Source organism: Streptomyces sp. AC627_RSS907, assembly GCF_019049165.1.
Map to the genome: position 1 here is coordinate 69,355 of NZ_JAGMUE010000111.1, position 20,934 is coordinate 90,288.

Genomic DNA, 20,934 nt, shown 5'->3' on the forward strand with positions numbered 1-20,934 from the left:
GGGCGGGCCTGTGGACAACTCCGCCCCTGTGTGAAACCACTGCCGCGCCAGGGACGTTCGGGCGACACGCCTGTGACTCGTGAGGCAGTATGGCCGCGATGCGCAGAGGACTCCTACACGTACTCGCCTGGCTGCTCGCCACCGGCGCGGCGGTCACGCTGTCGTGGTGGGGCGTCCACACGGTGCTGACGGGCACGGCCTACGACGCTCCCCGCGCACTGCCCATCACGGCGGCCGACGCGTCCGCGCGCGACACCCGGGATCCGGACGGGCCGGCGGGCGGAACGGACTCGCGGACACCGGCGTCGTCCACCAGGCCGCTCCCGCCGTCGGGCAGTCCGTCGCCGACGCCGGGCAGGACCGCGAGGGAGCCGGATCCCGCCCCCTCGCGGACCGCGCCGCCCACCGCTCCCGCGGCCCCGAGGAGCCACTCCCCCACCGCGTCCGGGCAGGTGCGCAGCTACGACACCGACGGCGGTCGCGCGGTGTTCGACCTCGGCGCGTCGTCCGCGTCACTGGTGTCGGCGACGCCGGGCGCCGGCTGGTCGATGCAGGTGTGGAAGACGGAGTCGTGGATCCGGGTGCAGTTCACTTCGGGACCGGACCGGGTGTCGGTGTTCTGCACCTGGCACGACGGCCCGCCGCGGGTGGAGATCGGGAACTACTGAGTCACTGGAAGACGGAGGCCGGCGGCGCGGGCGAGTCCACCGCCGCCGCGTCCGTCACGGGGGCTGCGCCGCCGGTGAAGTCGGTCAGCGCGCGGCCGTGTTCCACGCGCGCGGGGTGCGGGTCGGAGGCGGCGCGGCGGGTGAGTTCGGCGACCGGCAGGGGGTGGTCGCAGGCGACGAGGACCGCGTTGCCGAAGCGCCGGCCGCGCAGCACGGCCGGGTCGGCGACCAGGGCGAGCTCCGCGAAGCGGGCGGCCGCGGTGGCTATCTGGCCGCGCAGATGGGCGAGCGGCGGGCCGTCGGCGAGGTTGGCGACGAAGACCCCGCCGGGCGCCAGCGCGCGCCGGACCTCGTCGAGGAACTCGGTGGACGTCAGATGGGCCGGGGTGCGGGCCCCGCTGAACACGTCCGCGACGACCAGGTGCGCCCAGCCGTCGGGCACCTTGGCCAGCCCGGCGCGGGCGTCGGCGGAGCGCACCCGGATCCGCGCGCCGGGGTCCAGGGGCAGCTCCCGCCGGACCAGGTGGACGAGCCGGGCGTCCCGCTCGACGACCTGCTGGGTGGAGCGGGGCCGGGTGGCGGCGACGTAGCGGGCGAGGGTGAGGGCGCCGCCGCCGAGGTGCACGGCCTGGACGGGCTTGCCCGGTGGGGCGGCCAGGTCGATGACGTGCCCGATGCGGCGCTGGTACTCGAAGGACAGGTACGCCGGGTCGTCGAGGTCGACGTGCGACTGCGGGGCGCCGTCGATCAGCAGGGTCCACGCCCGCGTCCGCTCCCGGTCGGGGATCAGCTCGGCGCGTCCGCCGTCCACGTCCTCGGCGACGGTCTCGGCGGCAGCGCGCCCGCGGCGGGCGTTCCTGGACTTTCCCATCCGGCCATTATCGGCGCACCGGGACGACGCCGTACCGGTGTGCCGGGGTGGCTCAGCGGCAGCTGTCCGCGGCCTCGATCAGCCGGGCCGCCTCCCCCAGCGCGGCCCGCAGCACGGCGGGGTCGGTCGCCGGGTCCGCCTCACCGGGCGGCAGCAGCCAGTCCGAGCCCCGCACCGGAGGCCCGGCGGCCGGGACGAGACTCAGTCCCCGGCCGTCCGTCTCCGTACAGGTGCTTCCCGGCACGTCCCATGCGGCGGCCGTGCCCGGCGGAACGACGAAGCCGAGGGTGTCGCAGCCGTCGTCGTGCATGACGGGGCCCACCGCCTCACCGTCCCCGCGCCTGAGGATGTCGACCGCTTCCAGACCCTGCCGGGTCGGCACGGTGACGACGTCACAGGCGTCACACGGGGGGTCGCTGATCCGTCCGGTCCGTCTGGTCTCCATTCCGGCCTCCACCACGGAACTCCTCCTTGGACGAGCGGGTCGGGAGTCGGGGACCTCCCGGCCCACGGGGTACAACGCGCCGGGCTGTCAATGGCTACGGCACAAGACAGCCGCAAAGGATGGCACTTCATGGCAGATCCTGGAGGAGATATCCGGTTTGTAGCCAAACACCGCGTGGCGGATCCGTCACAGCCGGTACGTTCTTGCTCGCCGGAAGCGGGGACGACAGAGGGGGAAACCCCTTATGTCACCCCAAGTGACCCTATGTCATTCCTTTTCCGGCATGGTTCGACGGTTCGCACGAGAGGACCCGGCCATGGCGTCGTCACCAGTGACCTCCGCCCAGCCCGACCGGCCCCCGCGGCCGAACCTCGCGTTCCGGCAACTGCGCGGACAGCGCTCGCCGGCCGAGTTCGCGGCGGCGGTCCGCCGGGCCGCACGCGAGATCGGCGAGCGGGTCAGCTGTGACGCGCGCTACGTCGGCCGGGTCGAGGCGGGCGAGATCCGCTGCCCCAACTACGCGTACGAACGGGTGTTCCTGCACATGTTCCCCGGCCGCACGCTCACCGACCTGGGGTTCGCGCCCCGCTCGTCGGTCCGCGGACGCCGGCCGGGCCCGACCGAGGACGCGCTCACCGCGCTCCCCGGCCGGCCACCGCGCGTCACGGGTGAGACGCGCGGGGCCGGCGATCCGTGTGCCACACGGGACACACGGGACACACAGGACACGCAGGACCCGTACGACCGGTTCGACCCGTACGACTCGCACGACCCGTACGACCCGTACGACCCGCACGACCCGCACGACCCGCACGACAACAACGAGGAGAGCGACGTGCTGCGTCGCGCATTCATGACGAGCGGGGCCACGGTGGCCGCCGCCTCACTGGGCCCCCTGGTGCTCGCCCTCGACGCCGCGGCGGCACAGCGCCCCGTGCGCCGGCCCGGGGCGGGCGACGCGGGCGCCCTGGAAGAAGCCGTCCGCCGCATCCGGCTGCTCGACGACCGGCACGGCGCCGACGGCCTCTACCGGCGCGCGGCGGCCCCGCTGCGCACCGCGTACGCGCTCCTGGACGCCGGCGCGACCCGGCAGACGACGGCGGACCGGCTGTACTCGGGCGCCGGTGAGCTGGCGATCTCCGTGGGCTGGCTGGCGCACGACTCGGGGCGCTTCGACGACGCGCGCTCCCACTACGCGGAGGCGCTCGCCACCGCCCGGATGACCGGCGACCCGGGCCTGGAGGCGCACACCTTCTGCAACATGGCGTTCCTGGCCCGCGACGCCGGCCGCCCGCGCGAGGCGGTACGGGCGGCCCAGGCCGCGCAGCGTGCCGCCCGCCCGCTGGGCTCGGCCCGGCTGATGTCCCTGCTCGCCCTGCGCGAGGCGGGCGGCTGGGCCGGGCTCGCCGACCGCGTCGGCTGCGAACAGGCGCTGGCCCGCGCGCAGGCCTTCTTCGGGCGGGGCCGCTCGGACGCCGACCCCGAGTGGATGAGCTTCTACGGCGAGGCCGAGCTGGAGGGGCTGGAGGCCCAGTGCTGGTCCACCCTGGGCGACTGGCCCCGGGCCGCCCGGCACGCACGGCGGGCCGTCGAGCTGCAGGGCCCGCACTTCACCAGGAACCTCGCGCTGTACTCGGCGGAACTGGCGGACGACCTGGCCCGCGGCGGGCGGCCCGACGAGGCGGCGGAGGCGGGCATGCGGGTGCTGGACCTGCTCGGCGAGGTGCAGTCCTCACGCGTCCACACGATGCTGGCGGGCACGGCACGGGTACTGCTGCCGCACCGGCGGGCGTCGGGGGTGTCGACGTTCCTCGACCGCCACGCCGCACTGCCCCGGCCGACGTGACATCCCTCACCCCGTGCGGGGCGACCGCCCGCATCCGCCGCGGCCTCGGACAGCCGTGCCACGGGTGGGCGCGGCAGCACGCCGCACCACCGGGCCGCCCCGCACGCCGGGCCTCGCGTGCCGTCAGCCGGCCAGATGTCCCACGTCGTTCCAGTTCTCCAGCGCCGGCTCCCCGTACGCCCAGCCCAGCACCGACAGCGACGTCGGGTTCAGCCGTATCCGCGCGGCGAAGTCCAGCGGCAGACCCAGCCAGCGGGCGCCGATCGACCGCAGGATGTGCCCGTGGGCGAAGACCAGGACGTCGCGGTCCGCCTCGCGCGCCCATGCGACGACCTCGTCCGCGCGCGCGGTGACGTCCGCCAGGGTCTCTCCCTCCGGGACCCCGTCCCGCCAGATCAGCCAGCCGGGACGGACGGCCTGGATCTCGTCCGGCGTCATGCCCTCGTACGCCCCGTAGTCCCACTCCATCAGCGTGTCCCAGGTGCGGGCGCGCTCGCCGAACCCGGCGAGTTCGCAGGTCTCCCGCGCGCGGGAGAGCGGGCTGGTGCGGACCTCGACGCCGGGCAGGCCCTCCAGCGGCGCCCGGTGCAGCCGCTCACCGAGCAGCTTGGCGCCGCGCCGGCCCTCCTCCAGGAGCGGCACGTCCGTCCTGCCGGTGTGCTTGCCGGACAGTGACCACTCGGTCTGTCCGTGCCGGGCCAGCAGGATGCGCGGTGCCATGAACGGGGCCTTCCCGGGAGAGCTGTCGGAGGGGACCCCTCCATCATCGCGCACGCGGGGCCCGGGCAACCCGGGGGGCGGAACCGGCGTCTCTCTGGGCCGAGGGCACTCCGCGAACCGGACGCAGGGAGGCCGTAGAGTGGCACGCCCGTGTCCGTAGTGGCGCGCGCGAGAACGAAGGGGGAGGGCGATCGGATTGCCGCACACCGAGACACCGGGCACCGAGGCGGCCCCGCAGACTCGGCTGCGCTGGTGGACCGAGCTACCGCTCATCGTCCTCGTGTACGCCTGCTACTCCGCCGGCCGCCTCGTCGTCCGGGGCGACGTCTCCGACGCCGTCGACCACGGCCTGGCGATCCTGCGCGTGGAGAAGATGCTCTTCCTCAACGCGGAGCACCCGCTCAACCGCCTCTTCACCCGGGAACCCTGGATCGGCATACCGGCCGACTTCTGGTACGCGTCACTGCACTACGCGGTCACCCCCGCGGTCCTGATCTGGATCTTCCGCTCGCGTGCCGTGCGCTACCGCGCCGCCCGCACCTGGCTGATGACGTCCACGTTCATCGGCCTCATCGGCTTCACGCTCCTGCCGACCTGCCCGCCCCGGCTGCTGGACGCGAGCCACGGCTTCGTCGACACGATGGCCCAGTACAGCTCGTACGGCTGGTGGGGCGGCGAGGCGAGCGCCCCGCGCGGCCTGGGCGGGATGACCAACCAGTACGCGGCCATGCCGAGCCTGCACGTGGGCTGGGCGCTGTGGTGCGGGGTGATGCTGTGGCGCCACGGCGGCACGCGCACGGCGAAGGTGGCCGGTGTCGTCTACCCGCTGGTGACCGTCATCGTGGTGATGGGCACCGCCAACCACTACTTCCTCGACGCGGTCGCGGGCGCGGCCGTGATGGGCACGGGGCTGCTGCTGACGCCGTTCGTGCTGCGGACGGCGGACCGGGTGCGGACCCGGCTCGCGACCCGTTTCTCGCCGGCCGCACCCGCCCCGGGCGGCGCTGGTTCCCCGATTGTCAGTGGTGGATGCCAGACTTCCGCGGGTGAGCGATTTCCACGCCAGCGCGAGCAGCGGCTCGGATCAGGAGCCGAGCCGGACCCCGCCCCCTCGGGCGCGGGGGACGGGGCTCCGGCACCGACTCGCTGAGCTGCGCGGTCCCGACGTACCGGCCAGGGCGCTGGACGCGCGCGCCCTGGCCGCCCTGGCCGCCAACCCGGGGTGCCGGCGCCGCGCCATCCTCGACGGCGCCGGGGTGGACAAGGCGTCGCTGGCGAGCGCGCTGGGCTCCCCGTCGGTCTTCGGGCAGTCGCAGTTCGCGTTCGTGCGGGGCAATGCCTTCGAGGCGCGGGTCAAGGCGGACGGCGGCGCCGAGCTGCTGCGGCTCGTGCACGAGAAGCTGGACCGGGGCGCCGAGCCGCCCGCCGGCGCGCACGTGCCCGACCTCACCGCGACCGGCCCCGAGGGCCGCGCGGCGCGGACGGCGCTGGCCCTGCGCGAGGCCACCGGCAGAGCGGGGACCTGGTCGTTGTTCGACCACCCGATGCTCGCCCTCGACGTCGCCGGCTCCCCCGCCTTCCTGGAGCCGGACGCCGTGGTGGTGCATCCGGACGGCAGCTGGACGGTCGTCGAGATCAAGTCCTTCCCCATGCTGGACGGCGCCGCCGACCCGGCGAAGGTCGGCGCCGCCGCACGGCAGGCCGCGGTGTACGTGCTGGCTCTGGAGCGGGTCGCGGCCCGGCTGGACCCCGCCCCGCACGTGCGTCACCGGGTCCTCCTCGTCTGCCCCAAGGACTTCTCCAACCTGCCCACCGCGTCCGCCGTCGACGTCCGCAAGCAGCGCGCCGTGACCGACCGCCAGCTGGCCCGTCTGACCCGCCTCGCGGACATCGCCGACGCGCTTCCCGAGGGCGTCTGCTTCTCCCCCGCGCTGCCGGCCGAGGAGCTGACGGCCGCGGTCGAGGCGGTCCCGGCGGCCTACGCGCCCGAGTGCCTGTCCGCCTGCGAGCTGGCCTTCCACTGCCGCGCCCGGTCCCGCGAGACGGGCGCGGTGACCTCGCTGGGCCGCCCGGTGCGCGCGGAGCTCGGCGGACTGTCGACGGTGGAGGACGTGCTGGCGGCGGCCCGCGGCGAGGCCGGCGACCCCGACGACCCGGCGGTGGCCGCCCTGCGCAGAGCGGCCGAGCTGCGCGCGGAAGCACTCGCGACAGCGGGCGACAGGCTCAGTGGGACGGTCGGCGGCGACGTCAGCGGGCAGTCCGGCGCTGGCGTCAACGGGCAGTCCGGCGGCGACGTCAGCGGGCTGTCCGGTGCCGGGGTCAACGGGCTGTCCGGTGCCGGGGTCAGCGGGATGACCGGGAGCCGGGCCAGCGGGATGACCGGTGCCGGGGTCAACGGGCTGTCCGGTGCCGGGGTCAGCAGGGTGACCGGGAGCGGGGGCAGCAGGGTGGCCGGGGGCGGGGGCAGCAGGGTGGCCGGGTGTCGTTGATCACCACGCTCGCCCGGCTGGAAGCCGTACGCGCCGGCCGCGCCCAACCTGCCGCCACCGTCCGGCACCGCCACCTGTCCGACCGCCCGCTGGTCTTCGTACCGCTGATCACCGCCGGTGAGGCGGGCGCCCCGCTGGGCGCGCTGGTCGGCACCGACCGGGACGCGCCGCACCTGCTGGTCGTCCCGCAGCCCCGCGACCGCGACCTGCGCTCCGCGTTTCTGGCCGACCTGGCCGGCATCGTGCTGCCGCACGTCGAGGCGTACGCCGACAGCGTCGAGACCGCCGAGCGCACCGAGACCGACCCGGAGACGGGCAAGCGGGTCAAGGTGGAGGTCGACCTGTGCGCGGACGCGGCGCAGCTGATCGTGCCGAGCCGCGCGGGCATCGACTTCGTACGGCTGCTGGGCCGCTCCATGCGGTTCCGGCGTACGGCGGAGCAGGACCCCGAGACGCCGCACCCCGCGCCGCCGAGGGTGCCGCTGCTCGGCCGGTGGCTGACCCACTACGGCGAGCGGGCGAGGGTGCCCGGCTCCTCCCTCCTCCTCGCCATGACCGACCTGCTGGGCCGGCACTGGGCGACCGGGCAGTCCACGCTGGAGGACCAGCACCTGGGGGCGTTGCTCGCCTGGATCGACCCGCGCGACGAGGGGCTGAGCGGCGCGGAGGCCGCCCGGCGGGCCGAACTCGCACGTGACGCCGACGGCCAGCTGCTGTGCCCGCCCGCGGGCCCGGCGACCGACCCGGCCTTCGACAACAAGCTGCTCGCCCCCGCCATCGAGCGCTACGACCGGGCCCGTACCGCGCTCGCCGCCGCCGAGGACGGCCTGGAGGCCGACGACCGGCTCGGCGCGCTCACCGCCGCCGAGCGGGAGATCCGCGCCCTGGTCGAAAGCCGCACGCGGCCCACCTGGGACGCGGTGTGGCGGGGCCTGGACCTGCTGCGGGAGCTGCCCGCCGGGGCGCACGTCGAGGACCGGTGGACCCGCGACCGCTGGTCCTTCACCTCCCACCGGGACCGCGTCCTGGCCGGCGAGCCCCCGCAGCCGCGCCGCGACGACGCGGTGACCGCGGCCAACAAGCTCGCCACGCGCGAGCGCGAGCAGGCCCGGCTGGAGGCCCAGGAGGCCCTGGACGATCCGCTGGTGATGGCCGGGCGGCGGCTGTCCGGGGAGGCGTTCGCGGGCGAGGTCACCGACGTGGTCATGGCGTACAGCGAGAGCAAGCGGCCCAGTCCGCGCCCGCTGGTCACGGTCCGCACGGACGACCGCCCGCACCTGGGCGAGCGGGTGAAGGTGTACCGGTCGCTGGGCGGCAAGCCGCAGGCGGCCGAGTACGTCGGGCAGGAGGACGAGGGTGTCCTCGTGCTGCGCATCGTGGACAAGATGGGCCGCGGCAAGGAGCCCGAGGCCGGGTCGGTGCCCGAGAAGGGCGACTTGGTCTGCTTCACCCTCTTCGAGCACGAGCAGCGGGGCGGCGCGAAGCTGCCCGACCCGGAGCAGACCCCGTGGACGCACGGCGGCCCGCCCGGCGAGACGGCCGCCGTGCCGGAGGCCGCCGACGCCCGGACCGAGGAGGACGTGCTGTGACCGCCGAGGCCCCCACCGCTCCCCTGGACCGGGCCTTCGACCCGGGTGCCGAGGCCGCCCGCGCCACCGCGGCGATCCTCCACGACACCCTGCACGGCGCCGAGCGCGGTGTGGTCGTGGACTCCCCGCCGGGCGCCGGGAAGTCCACGCTCGTCGTCCGGGCGGCGCTGGAGCTGGCCGAGGCGGGCCGCCCGCTGATGGTGGTCGCGCAGACCAACGCCCAAGTGGACGACCTGGTCCTGCGCCTCGCCGAGAAGAATCCCGACCTGCCGGTGGGCCGCCTGCACAGCAGTGACGCCGACCCGTACGACAAGGCGCTGGACGACCTGGTGAACGTGCGCAAGTCGGCGAAGGCCGCCGACCTCGCCGGGCAGGCCGTCGTCCTGTCGACCGCCGCGAAGTGGGCGCACGTCACGGTGGACGAGCCGTGGCGGCACGCGATCGTCGACGAGGCGTACCAGATGCGCTCGGACGCGCTGCTGGCGGTCGCCGGGCTCTTCGAACGGGCGCTGTTCGTGGGCGACCCGGGTCAGCTGGACCCGTTCGCGACGGTGGGCAGCGAGCAGTGGGCGGGCCTGTCGTACGACCCGTCCGCGTCCGCCGTGACGACACTGCTCGCCCACAACCCGGACCTGCCCCAGCACCGGCTGCCGGTCTCCTGGCGCCTGCCGGCGTCGGCGGCACGGCTGGTCTCCGACGCCTTCTACCCGTACACGCCGTTCCGCAGCGGTACGGACCACGGCGAGAGGAACCTGTCCTTCGCGGTGGCGTCGGACGGCTCGGGCCCCGACCGGGTGATCGACGAGGCCGCTCGCTCGGGCTGGGGCCTGCTGGAGCTGCCCGCACGGCACACCCCGCGCACCGACCCGGAGGCGGTGCGGGCGGTGGCGTCGGTGGTCCGGCGGCTCCTCGACCGGGAGGGTGCGGCCGTGTCCGAACGCTCACCCGACCCCGTCCCCCTGACCGCCGGCCGCATCGCCGTCGGCACCGCGCACCGGGACCAGGCGGCGGCGGTACGGGCGGCCCTGGCCGACCTCGGGGTGACCGACGTGACGGTCGACACGGCCAACCGCCTCCAGGGTCGCGAGTACGACGTCACCGTCGTCCTGCACCCCCTCTCCGGCCGCCCCGACGCCACCGCCTTCCACCTGGAGACCGGCCGCCTGTGCGTCCTGGCCTCCCGGCACCGGCACGCGTGCATCGTGGTCTGCCGGGAGGGAGTGGGCGAGCTCCTCGACGACTACCCGTCCACGGAGCCGGTCCAGCTGGGAACGCTGGTGAAGTTCCCGGACGGCTGGGAGGCGATGTTTACCACATGGGATCACTTCCAGGAACACAAGGTGTCCTGGCGGCCGTGACCGTGCAGACCCCAGGGCCTCTGACCAGCGTCTAAGCGTCGGTTAGTTCAGTAAGTTCGGTTTCCTCAGACAGGGATGCCGGACAGCTTGGACAGCCTCAGAAGCTCTGGGTTGCTGCGCCGATGCAGGGACGACAGGACCCGGAAGACCTCCCGCGCCATGGGGTGGATGCGGGCCATCTGGGGAGCGGCCTCCCACGCATCCGACAGGGACTCCAGAGCCCCGTCACGGTCTCCGACATCCAACCGGGCCCTGGCCAGGTTCATACGGGACGGAGCCACACGAGTAGCGGGCAAGCCCTCCAGGGCCGCGTCAAGGTCTTCTGCCACCCTCAGAGCCTCACGGGGCCGTCCCAGGTCCAGCCGAGTAGCCAGAACGTGTGTGGTCGTGTTCTGTGGGCCGAAGATCATGCTGTGACGGTTCCAATCCCGCTGGAACCACTCAGAGGCTTCCCAGGCCGACTTGATGTGCCGTTCCGCCTCCTTCTTTCCTTCCTTCTTGTCCTTGAAGCGTCCCGCCAAGGTCATTCCCCGCAGGTTCAGCAGTCCAACCGCAAAGGCCCTCTCCTGCCCTGACAGGCTGGCCTGTGCCTGGCTGATGGCCCGATCCACCACCATCAGGCCGCCTTCAAAGTCCCCGCCGTTCAGGTAGGCCCCTGCCCTATCCCTGGCAGCAATGGCCATGCCCAGGGGGTTGGTCTTCTGCTCGACGGCCCACCTCTGGCGAGTCACGGCCAGTTCCGCCATGTCCATCCACCTGTGCCGGGCAGCCAGCCAATAGATGCTGCTGTAGACCTCAGACAGGGCCATCCAGCTATCCACCGTGTTGGCGGCATGGGCGTACGTCGTGGCGTCCCTCAGAAGGCCGGGGAGCATCGCTAGGAGCCGGTCTACCTGGGCCTTGTCCCTGTGCTGCCCAGCGGCCTCTACAGAGGCCCTGAGATCGTCTTCCTGTACTTCCTGGCGTCCTGGTAGGTCGTAATCCCGGATAGCCGACCGGAGAGCGGACAAGCGCTCTTCGTCGTTCCTGGCAACAGAGGCTTTCCCCAGTACCTCAGCCATGCTCAGCCCCATGGGCTTGCCCAGGTCGGCAGCAACAGCCGGGGTCAGGGTTCGGTCCCCCACCTCGATCTTGGAGAGCAGAGACACGCTGATGTTGGCCAGCCTCGCTAGCTGGCTCTGAGTCAGTCCACGTTCCTTCCGGAGCGCAGCAAGGTTCGCGCCCGGTGCCAGTTCAGCGGTCTTTCCCATGTGATCAGCCCTACCCGGTAGGTACTCAGCGCACGCTGTGCGCCGCTAGACGGTCGCTGGAGCCATCGTCGCAAGGCTTAACGGGTAACCGCAGCAGGTTCCTTCACTCACCGCCTCTGAGGGCGTGTGGAGCACTGTGCAACTCGTGTGCAAGTTCCCCTGCACTCCCCGCCGTTGACTAGATGCAGTCACCAGCGAAAGGCGGAGGGCATGAGACAGGGAATCGTGTGTGAGCCCGGTACAGCCGTGTTCGACAACGCCAGTCAGATGGTCGGCGTCGTCCAGGCACAGCAGGGCTCCATGCTGATCCTGATTCGCCCCTCCGGCCTCCGCTGGCAGACCCGTGCCATCTCTGTACGTCCCGTCAACGACAGGGAACGCATTCAGCTTGCTGCCTTAGCCCGACACCACCAGCAGGCACGGACGTTGGCGAAGTTGAGACGGCGCGTGACCCACTGAACCCCCGCCCTGATCACCCAGGCACGTACGGGTGGCCGGGGCGGGTCCATCACCCGAGCACGACCACGTGAAGGGAACCACTGATGGCAACAGCGGTACAGGTCCGAGACCCCCGCACCTGCGTCCCCTCCCAGGTGTGGGACAGGGAAGTCCGACTCATCATGCGGGACCACGCCATGGGGCGTGACCTGGCAGAGCGCATCTTCGGTCAGGCCGTCGCCTACCTGGTGACCTCCGCCGAGTGCCCCGAGGTCCGCATGGGGCCCTCTCAGGCCGTGGACCTGGGCGTCCACTCGTTCGTGCTCGACTCGATCAACTACATGGCGTTCTGCGACCAGCACGCGGGCCGCTACATCCACCACGTCCCGCACCTGCCCGGAGAGGGGACCGGGGAGCCCCCCGCCCTGCGGGACACGGTCAAGGCCATCCAGGCTTCCGGCTTCGAGATCGACCCGGAGCTGTGGGTCATGAAGGACGCGGCCGACTGCTCCCAGTGCCACGCTGGGTGCACCGACAGCCCCAACAGCGGGAAGAAGTAGCACAACGCTGACAGTGGCGACTCCCCTCGGCGACGGGGGGAGTCGTCCCCATGAGGAGAGGTTCCGTATGGAGGTCGTTGATGCCTGGGAGCGATACGCCCAGGGACGGACGCCACGGAGAGAGGCCAACGCTTCTGGTGCCCGTACGTGGTTGAACTGGACCCAGTACCCCGACCACGGCCCCGATGAATCGATCCTCGGAGACCTCCAGGGCCGTACCGTCCTGGAACTGGGATGCGGTACCGGCTGCAATCTGGCCCACCTGTCCACCCTTGGGGCGACCTGCACTGGGGTCGATATCGCTCCGAGCCAGCACGAGAAGGCCGTAGCCCGATGGGGACACCTGCCCGGACTCACGTTCCACACGGCAGAGGTGACCGACTACCTGAGCCACACAGAAGGCCCCTTCGATGTGGTCCTGTCCATCTTCGGGCCCGTCTGGTTCACGGACCCTGAACAGCTTCTCCCCCTGGTCCGTAAGAGGCTTTCCCCTGGTGGCGTGCTGGCCTTCTCCCACAAGCCCCCAACGGCCGGCACTCAGCCCGTGGGCCAGCTAAGAGAGGCCAAGGCAGTGACCAGGTGGGACTACACCCCAGAGGAGTGGTCGGCCCTTCTGGCCTCTTCCGGGTACTCGGATATCAAAGCCGAGGTCACCTCTCCCCCGGAAGGGAAGGGCGTAGGAACCCTCTTGGTAAGGGCCTATGTGTGAGGGCTTAACCCCGGAAGGATTCCCCCTACTTTCCCGGTAGGGGGTTTCTTTATGATCGCTTATGAATTGTGACCTAAATCACCTATTCTTCCCCGAGCGTTCCAATCCTTACAGAGCTGGCCCATGTTCCAGCCCTGCTCCGCTATCCGCTCGTACGCTTCCCGGATCAGGGGACCAGTCACGGGGTCAGTGACCAGCTTGTAACGCTGCTTGCCCTTGTGCTCCTGCACGACAGGCCGGTATCCGAACGGCCAGGTACCGCCGCCCCAAAGGGCTTCGTCTCGGTAGTACTGGGTCTGCTTGCGCCGCTTCTTGACGATGGCTTCCCGGTACTCCTGCGCCTGAGTCGCCTTGATGTACGCGATCATGCGGCCCGTGGGGGTGTGGATGTCCAGGGCCGGGTCATCAAGGCAGATGATCTCTTTCCCGCCCTGGTGGCAGCGCTCAGCGAACCTGTCCCAGTGGTGCTGGTTCCTGGTGATGCGGTCCAGGGACGTGACCATGAGGGCGTCCCAGTCGTGCCAGTGGGGAGCCTTCATCCAGCGGCCCAGGCTTGGCCTGTCGTCCAGGTTCACCGCACCTGACACGGTGCTGTCCTCGACCTCACCGGCCACGATCAGGCGGTGTTCCTCGGTGGCTGCGTCCAGCTCCTCACCCTGCCGGACCAGGGCTGAGCTGTCTTCGGTGTCTCGGCTGATGCGCCGCACCTTCAGGACGCGCATACCGGGTAGGACTCGTGTGCTCACTCGTTCAAGCCTCTCACTAGAGGCCCTGGGCCCACTCCGTGTGGTGATCCTGTTTTCCCAGGGCTGGGAGGCGAACCATGCGGTGCTGGCCCACCTCGGGGAACACCGGGTGGCGTGGCGCCACTAGTCCCGGTCGAGCATGGCGTTGACCGCCGCCTGGAGTGGCGGCCAGGCCGGGACCGTCGGGCTCGCGGTCGTCACCGTTGCCAGGTTCCAAAACCCCCGCCCGAGCCGTCCTCACCTTCCCCGCCCCGCCTTCGCCGTCTTCCTCGCCACCCTCAGGGCCCTCGCCGGGGAATAACCGGAGGCTCCCTCCTGTTACGTGGCGCAGCGACCCGTACGCCCATCACAGGAGGCACCCCGCCATGGCCCCAGACGCCGCAGGCACAAGCGCCGCAGAGGAGATCCGGGGCACCGCCCACGGCACCGCTCCCGTCCCCCTGTCCGTACTGGACCTGGTGACCGTCGGTGCCGGCCGGACCGCCACCGACGCCCTGCGGACCAGCGTGGACATCGCGCGCCTCGCAGAGCAGCGCGGCTTCCACCGGTACTGGGTCGCCGAGCACCACTCCATGCCCGGCGTCGCCTCCTCGTCGCCCGCGGTGATCCTGGCCCACCTGGCCGCCCACACCGACCGCATCCGGCTCGGCTCGGGCGGCGTCATGCTGCCGAACCACGCGCCGCTCGTGATCGCGGAGCAGTTCGGGACGCTGGAGGCCATGGCCCCCGGCCGCGTCGACCTCGGCCTCGGCCGGGCGCCCGGCACCGACGGGGCCACGGCCGCCGCCCTGCGCCGCACCGACCGGCTGAACGAGGGCGCCGACGACTTCCCGCAGCAGCTCGCGGAGCTGATCCGGTTCCTGGACGACGACTTCCCGGACGGGCACCCCTACCGCCGTATCCACGCCGTCCCCGGCCCCGTCCAGGCGACCTCCCCCGGCGGCGTCCAGTCCCCGCACCGGCCGCCGGTCTGGCTGCTCGGTTCCTCCGGGTTCAGCGCCCGGCTGGCCGGCACCCTCGGGCTGCCCTTCGCCTTCGCGCACCACTTCTCGGCGCAGAACACCATCCCGGCGCTCGAGCTGTACCGGGAGTCCTTCCGGCCGTCCGCCGTCCTGGACGCCCCCTACGCCCTCATCGGCGTCTCCGCGCTCGCGACCGACGACGAGAAGGAGGCCCGCCGGCAGGTGCTGGCCGCCGCGCTGAACATGGTCCGGCTGCGCACGGGCCGCCCCGGGCTGGTGCCGACGCCCGAGGAGGCGGAGGCGTACGACTTCAGCCCGATGGAGCGGGAGTTCGTGGACTCCTGGAACTCCAACGTCATCCACGGCACCGCCGAGGAGGTCCGGGCCGGGCTCGACGACCTCCACAAGCGCACCGGCGCCGACGAGCTCATGCTGACCGCCAACGCCCACGGCGGCGACGTGCGCCTGCGCTCCTACGAGCTGATCGCCGACGCCTACGGCTTGCCGACCCCGGCCTGAACCCCGGCCGCGCCGGGCCCGGCGGAGCCCAGGAGCGCGGAGATACGATCCGGCGCCACCGGTCGGGAGTACAGCCAGCCCTGACCGGTGTCGCAGCCGATGCGGCGCAGACGGGTCGCCTGGTCGGAGGTCTCCACGCACTCGGCGGTGACGGTGAGGCCGAGGCGGTGGGCGAGCTGGACCATCGCCTCGACGATGACCTCGTCGGCCGGGTTCGCCGAGGACGCGTCGGCGCTCGCGCCGGTGTCCGGGTCCGCCCCGGCGTCCGGGGCCCCGTCGTACTGGAAGCCCCGGACGAAGGCGCCGTCCAGCTTCAGGACGGAGACCGGCAGCCGGCTCAGGTAGGCGAGGTTCGAGTAGCCGGTGCCGAAGTCGTCGATGGCGATCTGGACGCCCATGTCGCTGAGCGCCTTGAGGGCCTGCAGCGGGCGGCCCGCCGACCCCATCACCGCCGACTCCGTCAGCTCCAGCTGGAGCAGGTGCGGGGCCAGCCCCGTCTCCTCCAGGGTCGCCGCCACGTCGGCCACCAGGTCCGAGTCCCAGACCTGACGGACCGCCACGTTGACGCTGACGAAGATCGGCGGGTCGTCCGGGTGGGCCAGCTGCCAGCGTCGGGCCTGGTGGCAGGCCGTGCGCAGGATCCAGCGGCCGAGCGGGACGATCGAACCGTCCTCCTCCGCCAGTGCGATGAACCGATTCGGCGACAGTACGCCGAACTGGGGATGGTTCCAGCGGACGAGCGCCTCGACGCCCCGCACCCGGCCGTCCTCCATGCTCACCAGCGGCTGGTACTCCAGCGCGAACTCACCGCGGTCGATGGCCGGACGGAGCGTGGCGGCGAGGGCCTGGCGGGTCATCCGGTTCGCGTTGCGCTCGGGGTCGAAGAGCGTCCAGCGGGCCCTGCCGTCGGCCTTGGCCCAGTACAGGGTGGTGTCGGCGGCCTGCATCAGGGCGGTGGCGGTGGTGCCGGCGGTGTGGCGCTCGACGACCCCGACCGAGGCGGTCACCGAGAGACGGCGGTCGCAGAGCTCGAAGGGCGCCTGGAGGGCCGTCAGCACCGATTCGGCCAGTTCGGCGAGCTGGTCGGTGCCCGTGGAGTCCTCCACGAGGAGGGCGAACTCGTCGCCGCCGAGCCGGGCCACCAGCGGGGCGCCGGAGCGCGCGTGGGCGGCCTCCTCCGCGCACCGCGTGAGGCGTTCGGCCACGGCGGCCAGCAGCCGGTCGCCGACCCGGTGGCCCAGGGTGTCGTTGACGGCCTTGAAACCGTCCAGGTCCAGGTAGCACAGGCCGATCCGGCCGGTGCCGCCGTGCTCGTACGACTCCGCCTCCAGGGCGCCCGTCAGACGCTCGAAGAACAGGGCGCGGTTGGGCAGGCGGGTCACCGGATCGTGCATCTGCAGGTGCCGCAGCCGTGCCTGGAGCTCGCGCCGGGCGCTGATGTCGGCGACCGAGAGCAGCAGGCCGGGCCCGTCCCCGCAGTCGGCCAGGGGCTCGATCGTCACCTGCGCCCACAGCGAGTGCCCGTCGGCTCCCTTCAGGCGCCGGGTGCAGCGCAGCCGGGGCCGGTCGCCCCGCAGCACCTCGCGGTAGGCGTGCCAGGTGCCGGTGTCGGAGGCCAGGTCGACGAGGTCGGCCGCCGCGCGGCCGGCCAGCGCGGCCGGGTCGGTGCCGAGCAGGGCGCCCAGCGTGTCGTTGGCACTGACGACCTGTCCCTCGGCGTCGACGACGGCCATGGCGAGGGGAGCGGTCCGGAACACCGAACGGTAGGCCGTGGCCCCCGTGCACGGCGTACGAGCCGCCAGGCCGTCGCCACTCTCCGTGACGGTCGACCGGTCGAGGCCTGCCACGGGCGCCGGCCCTTCGGAGGTTCCGTTCACCGCTCGCTCCCGCAGTGCCTCGGTCTCTGTTCGTGCTCTGGTCGTGCAGGAAAGTGTGCCGATCATAGAGGCTGGCAAGAGGCCCTTCCAGCCGCCGTCCCGCCTTCGGGACCGGGCGATCTCCCCGACAGATCGTTCCTGCTCACATCTGGACGGGTTCTTCAGGGCTCCGACCAGTTGTGACGTTCCGTGTACGACTCCGGGATGCCCGGTCGGGAGCCTCCGGTGAATTTCCGGGTGACTCACCCATCCGGTGCAAGCGAACAGGGCGCGGTATGACAAACATGCACAAGCTGGGTGCGGCGTCCCGTTCTACCGCACCCGGAGGTCCCTGTGCCGCGCCAGCTCCCCCTGAGGCGACTTCCCCGGGAGGCACTCAAGGGGTTCGGCGCGGGCCGCCGGGCGGTGGGGACGGCGCGGCCCCGGCTGCGCAGTACGGCGGCGGTGTGCACCACGATGTCGGCGCTCGCCGCGACCTCCCTGTTCACCGCCCCCTCGGTCGCCGAGCCCTTCTCCCCGCGGCCCTGCGCCCTCCAGCGCACCGAGGTGCACCACTCCGAGGGCCTGGACACCTGGAACGCCTCCTATCCGCGGCCGGTCCGCGCGCTGGACGCGGTGATGGTCTTCCTGTCGTTCCCCGACTCCCGGCCGCTGACCGGGCCGGCCGAGATCGCCGCCGACCACTTCCCGGCCACCACCCGCTTCTTCGAGCGCGCCTCCTACGGCAGGTTCACGATCCGCCCGCACCGGCCGCGCGGCTGGATCCCCATGCCGCGGCCGTCGACGGCGTACGACATAGAGCGCGACTGGAGCCCCCGGCACCGGGCCGCCTTCCTGCGCGACGCGCTCGCCGCCGCCGACCGGCACGTCGACTTCTCCCGCTACGACGTCGTCTACCTCATCGCCGACCCGGACGCGCCCGGCGTGGACTCCGACGCCACGAAGGTCGTCAACCTGGACACCCCGATGCGGGCCGACGGCACCGACATCCCCCGGATCGTCACGGTCTTCGAGAACCATCCGCCGGACCGCCTGGTCCTGGCCCACGAGACCGGGCACGTCTTCGACCTGCCCGACCTCTACCACCGGCCCGTGGACGGCAAGGGCGACTGGGACACCCACGTCGGCGACTGGGACCTGATGGGCAGCCAGTTCGGGCTGGCCCCGGACCTGCTCGGCTGGCACAAGTGGAAGCTGGGCTGGCTGGAGCCCCGGCAGGTGGCGTGCGTACGGGGCAGCGGTCCGACGCGGCTGACGCTGGAGCCGCTGGGGGCGGGTCCTGGGGTGGCGGTGACGGGAGCCGCCGGGGCGCCGTCCTTCGGCCTCGGGCGCGGTACGAAGCTGGCGGTGGTGCGCACCGGCGCGGACAGCGTCCTCGCCTTCGAGGCGCGGGGTCCGGTCGGCAACGACGCCGCGGCCTGCCGGGCGGGGGTGCTGGTGTACCGGGTGCGCAGTGCGGCGGAGTCCGGGGACGGGCCCGTCGAGGTGATCGACGCCCATCCGGACACCGAGGCCTGCTGGGAGAACTCGGTCTACCCCCCGCTCGCCGACGCCCCGGTGGGCCTCGGCGAGAGCTTCACGGTGCCGGGCGAGGGCGTGCGGGTGGAAGTGGAGGGACGGACGGTGTCGGGAGCGTGGACGGTGCAGGTCACACCGGGGTGAGCCGCTCACCGTGAGGGCGTGCGCAGACACAAGGATGGCGAGGCCGGTCCGCTTACCGCGAAACCGCCTCGCCATCGGCAACGTGCGCCGCCAGGGACTCGAACCCCGGACCCGCTGATTAAGAGTCAGCTGCTCTAACCAACTGAGCTAGCGGCGCCTGCTGACGTCGTAGACCTTAGCACCCTGGTCGGCGGAGGGAAAAATCGAGATACGGACGGCGGCACGGGCCGCCCGCACCGCGGCCCAGAGCAGCACCTCCGGTCCGGGAAGCCACGGCCGACGGGTATCCGGGGCCACCAGCCAGCGGGAATCCGGGCCGGCGGACGCGCCCGCGGGGGGCGGCACGGTCACCGCGTCCCCGGCGCCGTGGCAGAGCAGCGGCGGCACCGCGCCGGTACGGCCGCCCGCACGGCCTCGCGCGCCCCACTCCTCCCACTCCAGCAGCGACGGCAGCCGCTGGGCCGTGCCCGCCGCGGCGAACAGCAGCATCCGGCCCCGGAACTCCGCCACCGGACCCGACCCCGGCCCCTCTCCCCACATCCGGTCCAGCATCCGGCGCCCGAAGACCGCGGGCGCGCTCACCACGTCGAAGGCGGAGCCGCAGGGCAGGACGACCGGGGCCTCGGGCCGCTCCTCCCAGAGCGCGAGCGTGCCGCGCGGGTGGGCGGCCGCCGAGGCGAGCCAGGCGGCGCCGTCCGAGGTGACGTCCGTGACGTGGAGGGTGTCGTCGAGGGGGGCGTTGTGTGCGCTGCTCATACCGCACACATCTACCGGTTGTGAGGAGGCGGCTCCGCTGGGTTGCGGGAAACCGGGACATGTGCCGGGAGGAGGGGGTATCTTGCCCAGCCGCCTGGCATATGCGGGCGGGGTACCCGGCCGGCCCGTCGCGTCACGCGGGGTCGGCGTGCCCCCGGGCGCCGTCCTCGCCGCCGCGCATCAGGCCCCGGCCGAACTCGACCATCTTCTTGGCGTAGTCCTCGGTCCACTCGGCCCGCTCGGCGATGTCCGCGGCCGTCAGCCGGTCGAACCGCCGGGGGTCGGCCAGCTGCGCCGCGGCCATCGCCTGGAACTCCATCGCCCGGTCCGCCGCCGCCCGGAACGCCTGCGTCAGTTCGGTCGCCCGGTCCAGCAGGGCCCGGGGGTCCTCGATCGAGTCGAGGTCGAAGAAGTGCTCCGGATCGGCGGCCGCCTCGGCCGGCTCGAAGAGCAGGGGCGCGGGGCGTAGCCGCGGCTGGTGACGACGCGGCGCGGGCTCCGCCATGTCTTCTCCTCCTGGTGCGTCATGAACGGCCCCCGTGGAGTGGGCCACCGTCCATTGTCCCGCGCCCGCGCAAGAGGGTCCCGGCCCGGACGTCCGCGCCCGCGGTCGCCGTGCTCCTCGGCGACCGCCTCCCGCACGGCGGGTGCGGTGCGCGCCCGCACCCGGCCGCACGGCCGGGCCTCATACCTGGACCACCGGTTCCCGGGTGAACAGCGCCCCGAGCTCCGGCGCGTTCACCCGCCGGTCGGCCAGCCTGAGGCACTCCCAGACGGTGACCTGGTTCGCGGTGAGGACCGGCTTGCCCAGTTCCTTCTCCAGGAGCGGGATGTGGGCCGCCGTGTGCAGCGCCGTGTTCGGGAGCAGGACCGCCTCCGCGTCCGGGTGGTCGGCGGAGCGGGCCAGCGCCAGGACCTCGGACTCGGTCCAGGTGGCGGCCTCCGCCGCCGTGACGGTGCCGGAGCCGACGGCGGCGACCGTCTCGATGCCGGCGGTGCGCAGGAAGTCCGCGAAGAGCTCGGCCACGTCGTTCGGGTAGGTCGCGCCGATCGCCACCCGCCGGGCGCCGATCTCGCGCGCCGCGTGCACGAAGGCGAAGGAGGTGGAGGAGGCGGGGAGGCCCGCCGTCCGGGCCAGGTCCCGCACCTGCTGCTGGGCGCCCTCCCAGCCGTGCACGAAGCCGCCGCTGGTGCAGGCCCACACCACGGCGTCCGCGCCGGCGAGCCGGAGTTCCGCGGTGCCCGCCTCGAGCCGCTGCGGTGAACCCATCGCGCGCAGCGCGTCCACCCCGAGCGCGTCCTCGCCGATGTCCGTGTGCACCAGGTCCACCCGGATGTCGCTGCCCAGGAGCTGCTCGATGCGTGGATAGTCGTCCTCGCCACAGTGGCCCGGGTACAGGAATCCCAGTGCTGTCATGTCCACCCTTCCTACTGCGGTCCGTCGCCGGAACTCGCGGAGCTTCCGGCAG

Annotated in this window: 19 protein-coding genes, 1 tRNA gene and 1 pseudogene; 11 read left to right on the forward strand and 10 right to left on the reverse strand. The window is 72.8% G+C overall.

Annotated elements, in window-relative coordinates; all coding sequences use genetic code 11:
* The first annotated feature begins 98 nt into the window (after positions 1-98).
* Positions 99-668, forward strand: a complete 570-nt coding sequence (locus KUM32_RS23945) for a hypothetical protein (protein WP_217144003.1) — start codon at positions 99-101, stop codon at positions 666-668.
* Position 669: 1 nt separating this feature from the next.
* Here the strand turns inward: KUM32_RS23945 and KUM32_RS23950 are convergent, their stop codons facing one another.
* Positions 670-1,539, reverse strand: coding sequence for a spermidine synthase (locus KUM32_RS23950; RefSeq protein WP_217144004.1), 870 nt, complete (start codon positions 1,537-1,539; stop codon positions 670-672).
* Between the two features lie 52 nt (positions 1,540-1,591).
* Positions 1,592-1,984 (reverse strand): hypothetical protein, encoded by a 393-nt coding sequence (locus KUM32_RS23955; RefSeq protein WP_217144005.1) that lies wholly within the window; start codon positions 1,982-1,984, stop codon positions 1,592-1,594.
* A 316-nt stretch (positions 1,985-2,300) separates the two neighbouring features.
* Between KUM32_RS23955 and KUM32_RS23960 the strand changes: the two genes are divergently transcribed.
* The gene (locus KUM32_RS23960; protein WP_217144006.1) at positions 2,301-3,830 is read left to right on the forward strand and encodes a hypothetical protein; all 1,530 of its coding nucleotides are present in this window, start codon (positions 2,301-2,303) and stop codon (positions 3,828-3,830) included.
* Between the two features lie 123 nt (positions 3,831-3,953).
* Here KUM32_RS23960 and KUM32_RS23965 read toward each other — a convergent pair whose 3' ends face one another.
* Positions 3,954-4,550, reverse strand: a complete 597-nt coding sequence (locus KUM32_RS23965; RefSeq protein WP_217144007.1) for a histidine phosphatase family protein — start codon at positions 4,548-4,550, stop codon at positions 3,954-3,956.
* Between the two features lie 196 nt (positions 4,551-4,746).
* Between KUM32_RS23965 and KUM32_RS23970 the strand changes: the two genes are divergently transcribed.
* The 4 genes and pseudogenes from KUM32_RS23970 to KUM32_RS23985 all read left to right on the forward strand — a co-directional run bounded on the left by KUM32_RS23970 (position 4,747) and on the right by KUM32_RS23985 (position 9,986).
* Positions 4,747-5,700, forward strand: coding sequence for a phosphatase PAP2 family protein (locus KUM32_RS23970; RefSeq protein ID WP_217144008.1), 954 nt, complete (start codon positions 4,747-4,749; stop codon positions 5,698-5,700).
* A pseudogene (locus tag KUM32_RS23975) lies at positions 5,597-6,767 on the forward strand (hypothetical protein); the annotation flags it as partial. The gene KUM32_RS23970 and the pseudogene KUM32_RS23975, both read left to right, overlap by 104 nt.
* A 262-nt stretch (positions 6,768-7,029) precedes the next feature.
* Positions 7,030-8,628 carry a hypothetical protein gene (locus KUM32_RS23980; protein ID WP_217144009.1) on the forward strand — a complete coding sequence of 533 codons (1,599 nt, stop codon included), beginning with the start codon at positions 7,030-7,032 and terminating at the stop codon, positions 8,626-8,628.
* Positions 8,625-9,986: an AAA domain-containing protein gene (locus KUM32_RS23985; protein WP_217144010.1), complete on the forward strand. Its 1,362-nt coding sequence runs from the start codon at positions 8,625-8,627 to the stop codon at positions 9,984-9,986. The genes KUM32_RS23980 and KUM32_RS23985 overlap by 4 nt, the downstream gene beginning before the upstream one ends.
* 65 nt (positions 9,987-10,051) lie before the next feature.
* On the opposite strand, the gene KUM32_RS23990 is transcribed toward KUM32_RS23985, so the two are convergent.
* Entirely contained in the window at positions 10,052-11,236 is a 1,185-nt protein-coding gene (locus tag KUM32_RS23990; RefSeq protein ID WP_217144011.1) for a helix-turn-helix domain-containing protein, read from the reverse strand.
* 246 nt (positions 11,237-11,482) lie between these two features.
* Here KUM32_RS23990 and KUM32_RS23995 point away from each other — a divergent pair, with 246 nt between their 5' ends.
* The 3 genes from KUM32_RS23995 (at position 11,483) to KUM32_RS24005 (ending at position 12,943) form a co-directional block, all read left to right on the forward strand.
* Complete coding sequence (locus KUM32_RS23995; protein WP_217144012.1) at positions 11,483-11,695, forward strand: hypothetical protein; 213 nt, start codon at positions 11,483-11,485, stop codon at positions 11,693-11,695.
* 83 nt (positions 11,696-11,778) lie between these two features.
* Entirely contained in the window at positions 11,779-12,234 is a 456-nt protein-coding gene (locus KUM32_RS24000; protein ID WP_217144013.1) for a hypothetical protein, read from the forward strand.
* Positions 12,235-12,301: 67 nt separating this feature from the next.
* Entirely contained in the window at positions 12,302-12,943 is a 642-nt protein-coding gene (locus tag KUM32_RS24005) for a bifunctional 2-polyprenyl-6-hydroxyphenol methylase/3-demethylubiquinol 3-O-methyltransferase UbiG (RefSeq protein WP_217144014.1), read from the forward strand.
* 59 nt (positions 12,944-13,002) lie between these two features.
* Here the strand turns inward: KUM32_RS24005 and KUM32_RS24010 are convergent, their stop codons facing one another.
* A complete protein-coding gene (locus KUM32_RS24010; RefSeq protein ID WP_217144015.1) occupies positions 13,003-13,665 on the reverse strand; it encodes a recombinase family protein in 663 nt (220 codons plus the stop codon).
* A 389-nt stretch (positions 13,666-14,054) separates the two neighbouring features.
* Here KUM32_RS24010 and KUM32_RS24015 point away from each other — a divergent pair, with 389 nt between their 5' ends.
* Positions 14,055-15,170: an LLM class flavin-dependent oxidoreductase gene (locus KUM32_RS24015; RefSeq protein WP_217144016.1), complete on the forward strand. Its 1,116-nt coding sequence runs from the start codon at positions 14,055-14,057 to the stop codon at positions 15,168-15,170.
* Here KUM32_RS24015 and KUM32_RS24020 read toward each other — a convergent pair.
* On the reverse strand, positions 15,146-17,047 hold the full coding sequence (locus tag KUM32_RS24020) for a bifunctional diguanylate cyclase/phosphodiesterase (protein WP_217144017.1): 1,902 nt from the start codon (positions 17,045-17,047) through the stop codon (positions 15,146-15,148). The two genes, KUM32_RS24015 and KUM32_RS24020, sit on opposite strands and share 25 nt — an antisense overlap.
* A gap of 333 nt (positions 17,048-17,380) precedes the next feature.
* Between KUM32_RS24020 and KUM32_RS24025 the strand changes: the two genes are divergently transcribed.
* The gene (locus tag KUM32_RS24025; RefSeq protein ID WP_374227545.1) at positions 17,381-18,709 is read left to right on the forward strand and encodes a M6 family metalloprotease domain-containing protein; all 1,329 of its coding nucleotides are present in this window, start codon (positions 17,381-17,383) and stop codon (positions 18,707-18,709) included.
* An 83-nt stretch (positions 18,710-18,792) separates the two neighbouring features.
* Here KUM32_RS24025 and KUM32_RS24030 read toward each other — a convergent pair.
* The 4 genes from KUM32_RS24030 to KUM32_RS24045 all read right to left on the reverse strand — a co-directional run bounded on the left by KUM32_RS24030 (position 18,793) and on the right by KUM32_RS24045 (position 20,882).
* Positions 18,793-18,866 (reverse strand) — tRNA-Lys (locus KUM32_RS24030).
* Complete coding sequence (locus KUM32_RS24035) at positions 18,857-19,465, reverse strand: bifunctional DNA primase/polymerase (protein WP_217144018.1); 609 nt, start codon at positions 19,463-19,465, stop codon at positions 18,857-18,859. The genes KUM32_RS24030 and KUM32_RS24035 overlap by 10 nt, the downstream gene beginning before the upstream one ends.
* Before the next feature lie 133 nt (positions 19,466-19,598).
* Positions 19,599-19,970, reverse strand: a complete 372-nt coding sequence (locus KUM32_RS24040) for a hypothetical protein (RefSeq protein ID WP_217144019.1) — start codon at positions 19,968-19,970, stop codon at positions 19,599-19,601.
* Between the two features lie 180 nt (positions 19,971-20,150).
* Positions 20,151-20,882: an aspartate/glutamate racemase family protein gene (locus KUM32_RS24045; RefSeq protein WP_217144020.1), complete on the reverse strand. Its 732-nt coding sequence runs from the start codon at positions 20,880-20,882 to the stop codon at positions 20,151-20,153.
* Positions 20,883-20,934: the final 52 nt, after the last annotated feature.

What these genes read in the sequence shown, in the direction of transcription:
- KUM32_RS23945 (WP_217144003.1), top strand. Translation starts at nt 99, where the DNA reads ATGCGCAGAGGACTCCTACACGTACTCGCCTGGCTGCTCGCCACCGGC.
- KUM32_RS23950 (WP_217144004.1), bottom strand. Translation starts at nt 1,539, where the DNA reads ATGGGAAAGTCCAGGAACGCCCGCCGCGGGCGCGCTGCCGCCGAGACC.
- KUM32_RS23955 (WP_217144005.1), bottom strand. Translation starts at nt 1,984, where the DNA reads ATGGAGACCAGACGGACCGGACGGATCAGCGACCCCCCGTGTGACGCC.
- KUM32_RS23960 (WP_217144006.1), top strand. Translation starts at nt 2,301, where the DNA reads ATGGCGTCGTCACCAGTGACCTCCGCCCAGCCCGACCGGCCCCCGCGG.
- KUM32_RS23965 (WP_217144007.1), bottom strand. Translation starts at nt 4,550, where the DNA reads ATGGCACCGCGCATCCTGCTGGCCCGGCACGGACAGACCGAGTGGTCA.
- KUM32_RS23990 (WP_217144011.1), bottom strand. Translation starts at nt 11,236, where the DNA reads ATGGGAAAGACCGCTGAACTGGCACCGGGCGCGAACCTTGCTGCGCTC.
- KUM32_RS24000 (WP_217144013.1), top strand. Translation starts at nt 11,779, where the DNA reads ATGGCAACAGCGGTACAGGTCCGAGACCCCCGCACCTGCGTCCCCTCC.
- KUM32_RS24005 (WP_217144014.1), top strand. Translation starts at nt 12,302, where the DNA reads ATGGAGGTCGTTGATGCCTGGGAGCGATACGCCCAGGGACGGACGCCA.
- KUM32_RS24010 (WP_217144015.1), bottom strand. Translation starts at nt 13,665, where the DNA reads ATGCGCGTCCTGAAGGTGCGGCGCATCAGCCGAGACACCGAAGACAGC.
- KUM32_RS24015 (WP_217144016.1), top strand. Translation starts at nt 14,055, where the DNA reads ATGGCCCCAGACGCCGCAGGCACAAGCGCCGCAGAGGAGATCCGGGGC.
- KUM32_RS24035 (WP_217144018.1), bottom strand. Translation starts at nt 19,465, where the DNA reads ATGAGCAGCGCACACAACGCCCCCCTCGACGACACCCTCCACGTCACG.
- KUM32_RS24040 (WP_217144019.1), bottom strand. Translation starts at nt 19,970, where the DNA reads ATGGCGGAGCCCGCGCCGCGTCGTCACCAGCCGCGGCTACGCCCCGCG.
- KUM32_RS24045 (WP_217144020.1), bottom strand. Translation starts at nt 20,882, where the DNA reads ATGACAGCACTGGGATTCCTGTACCCGGGCCACTGTGGCGAGGACGAC.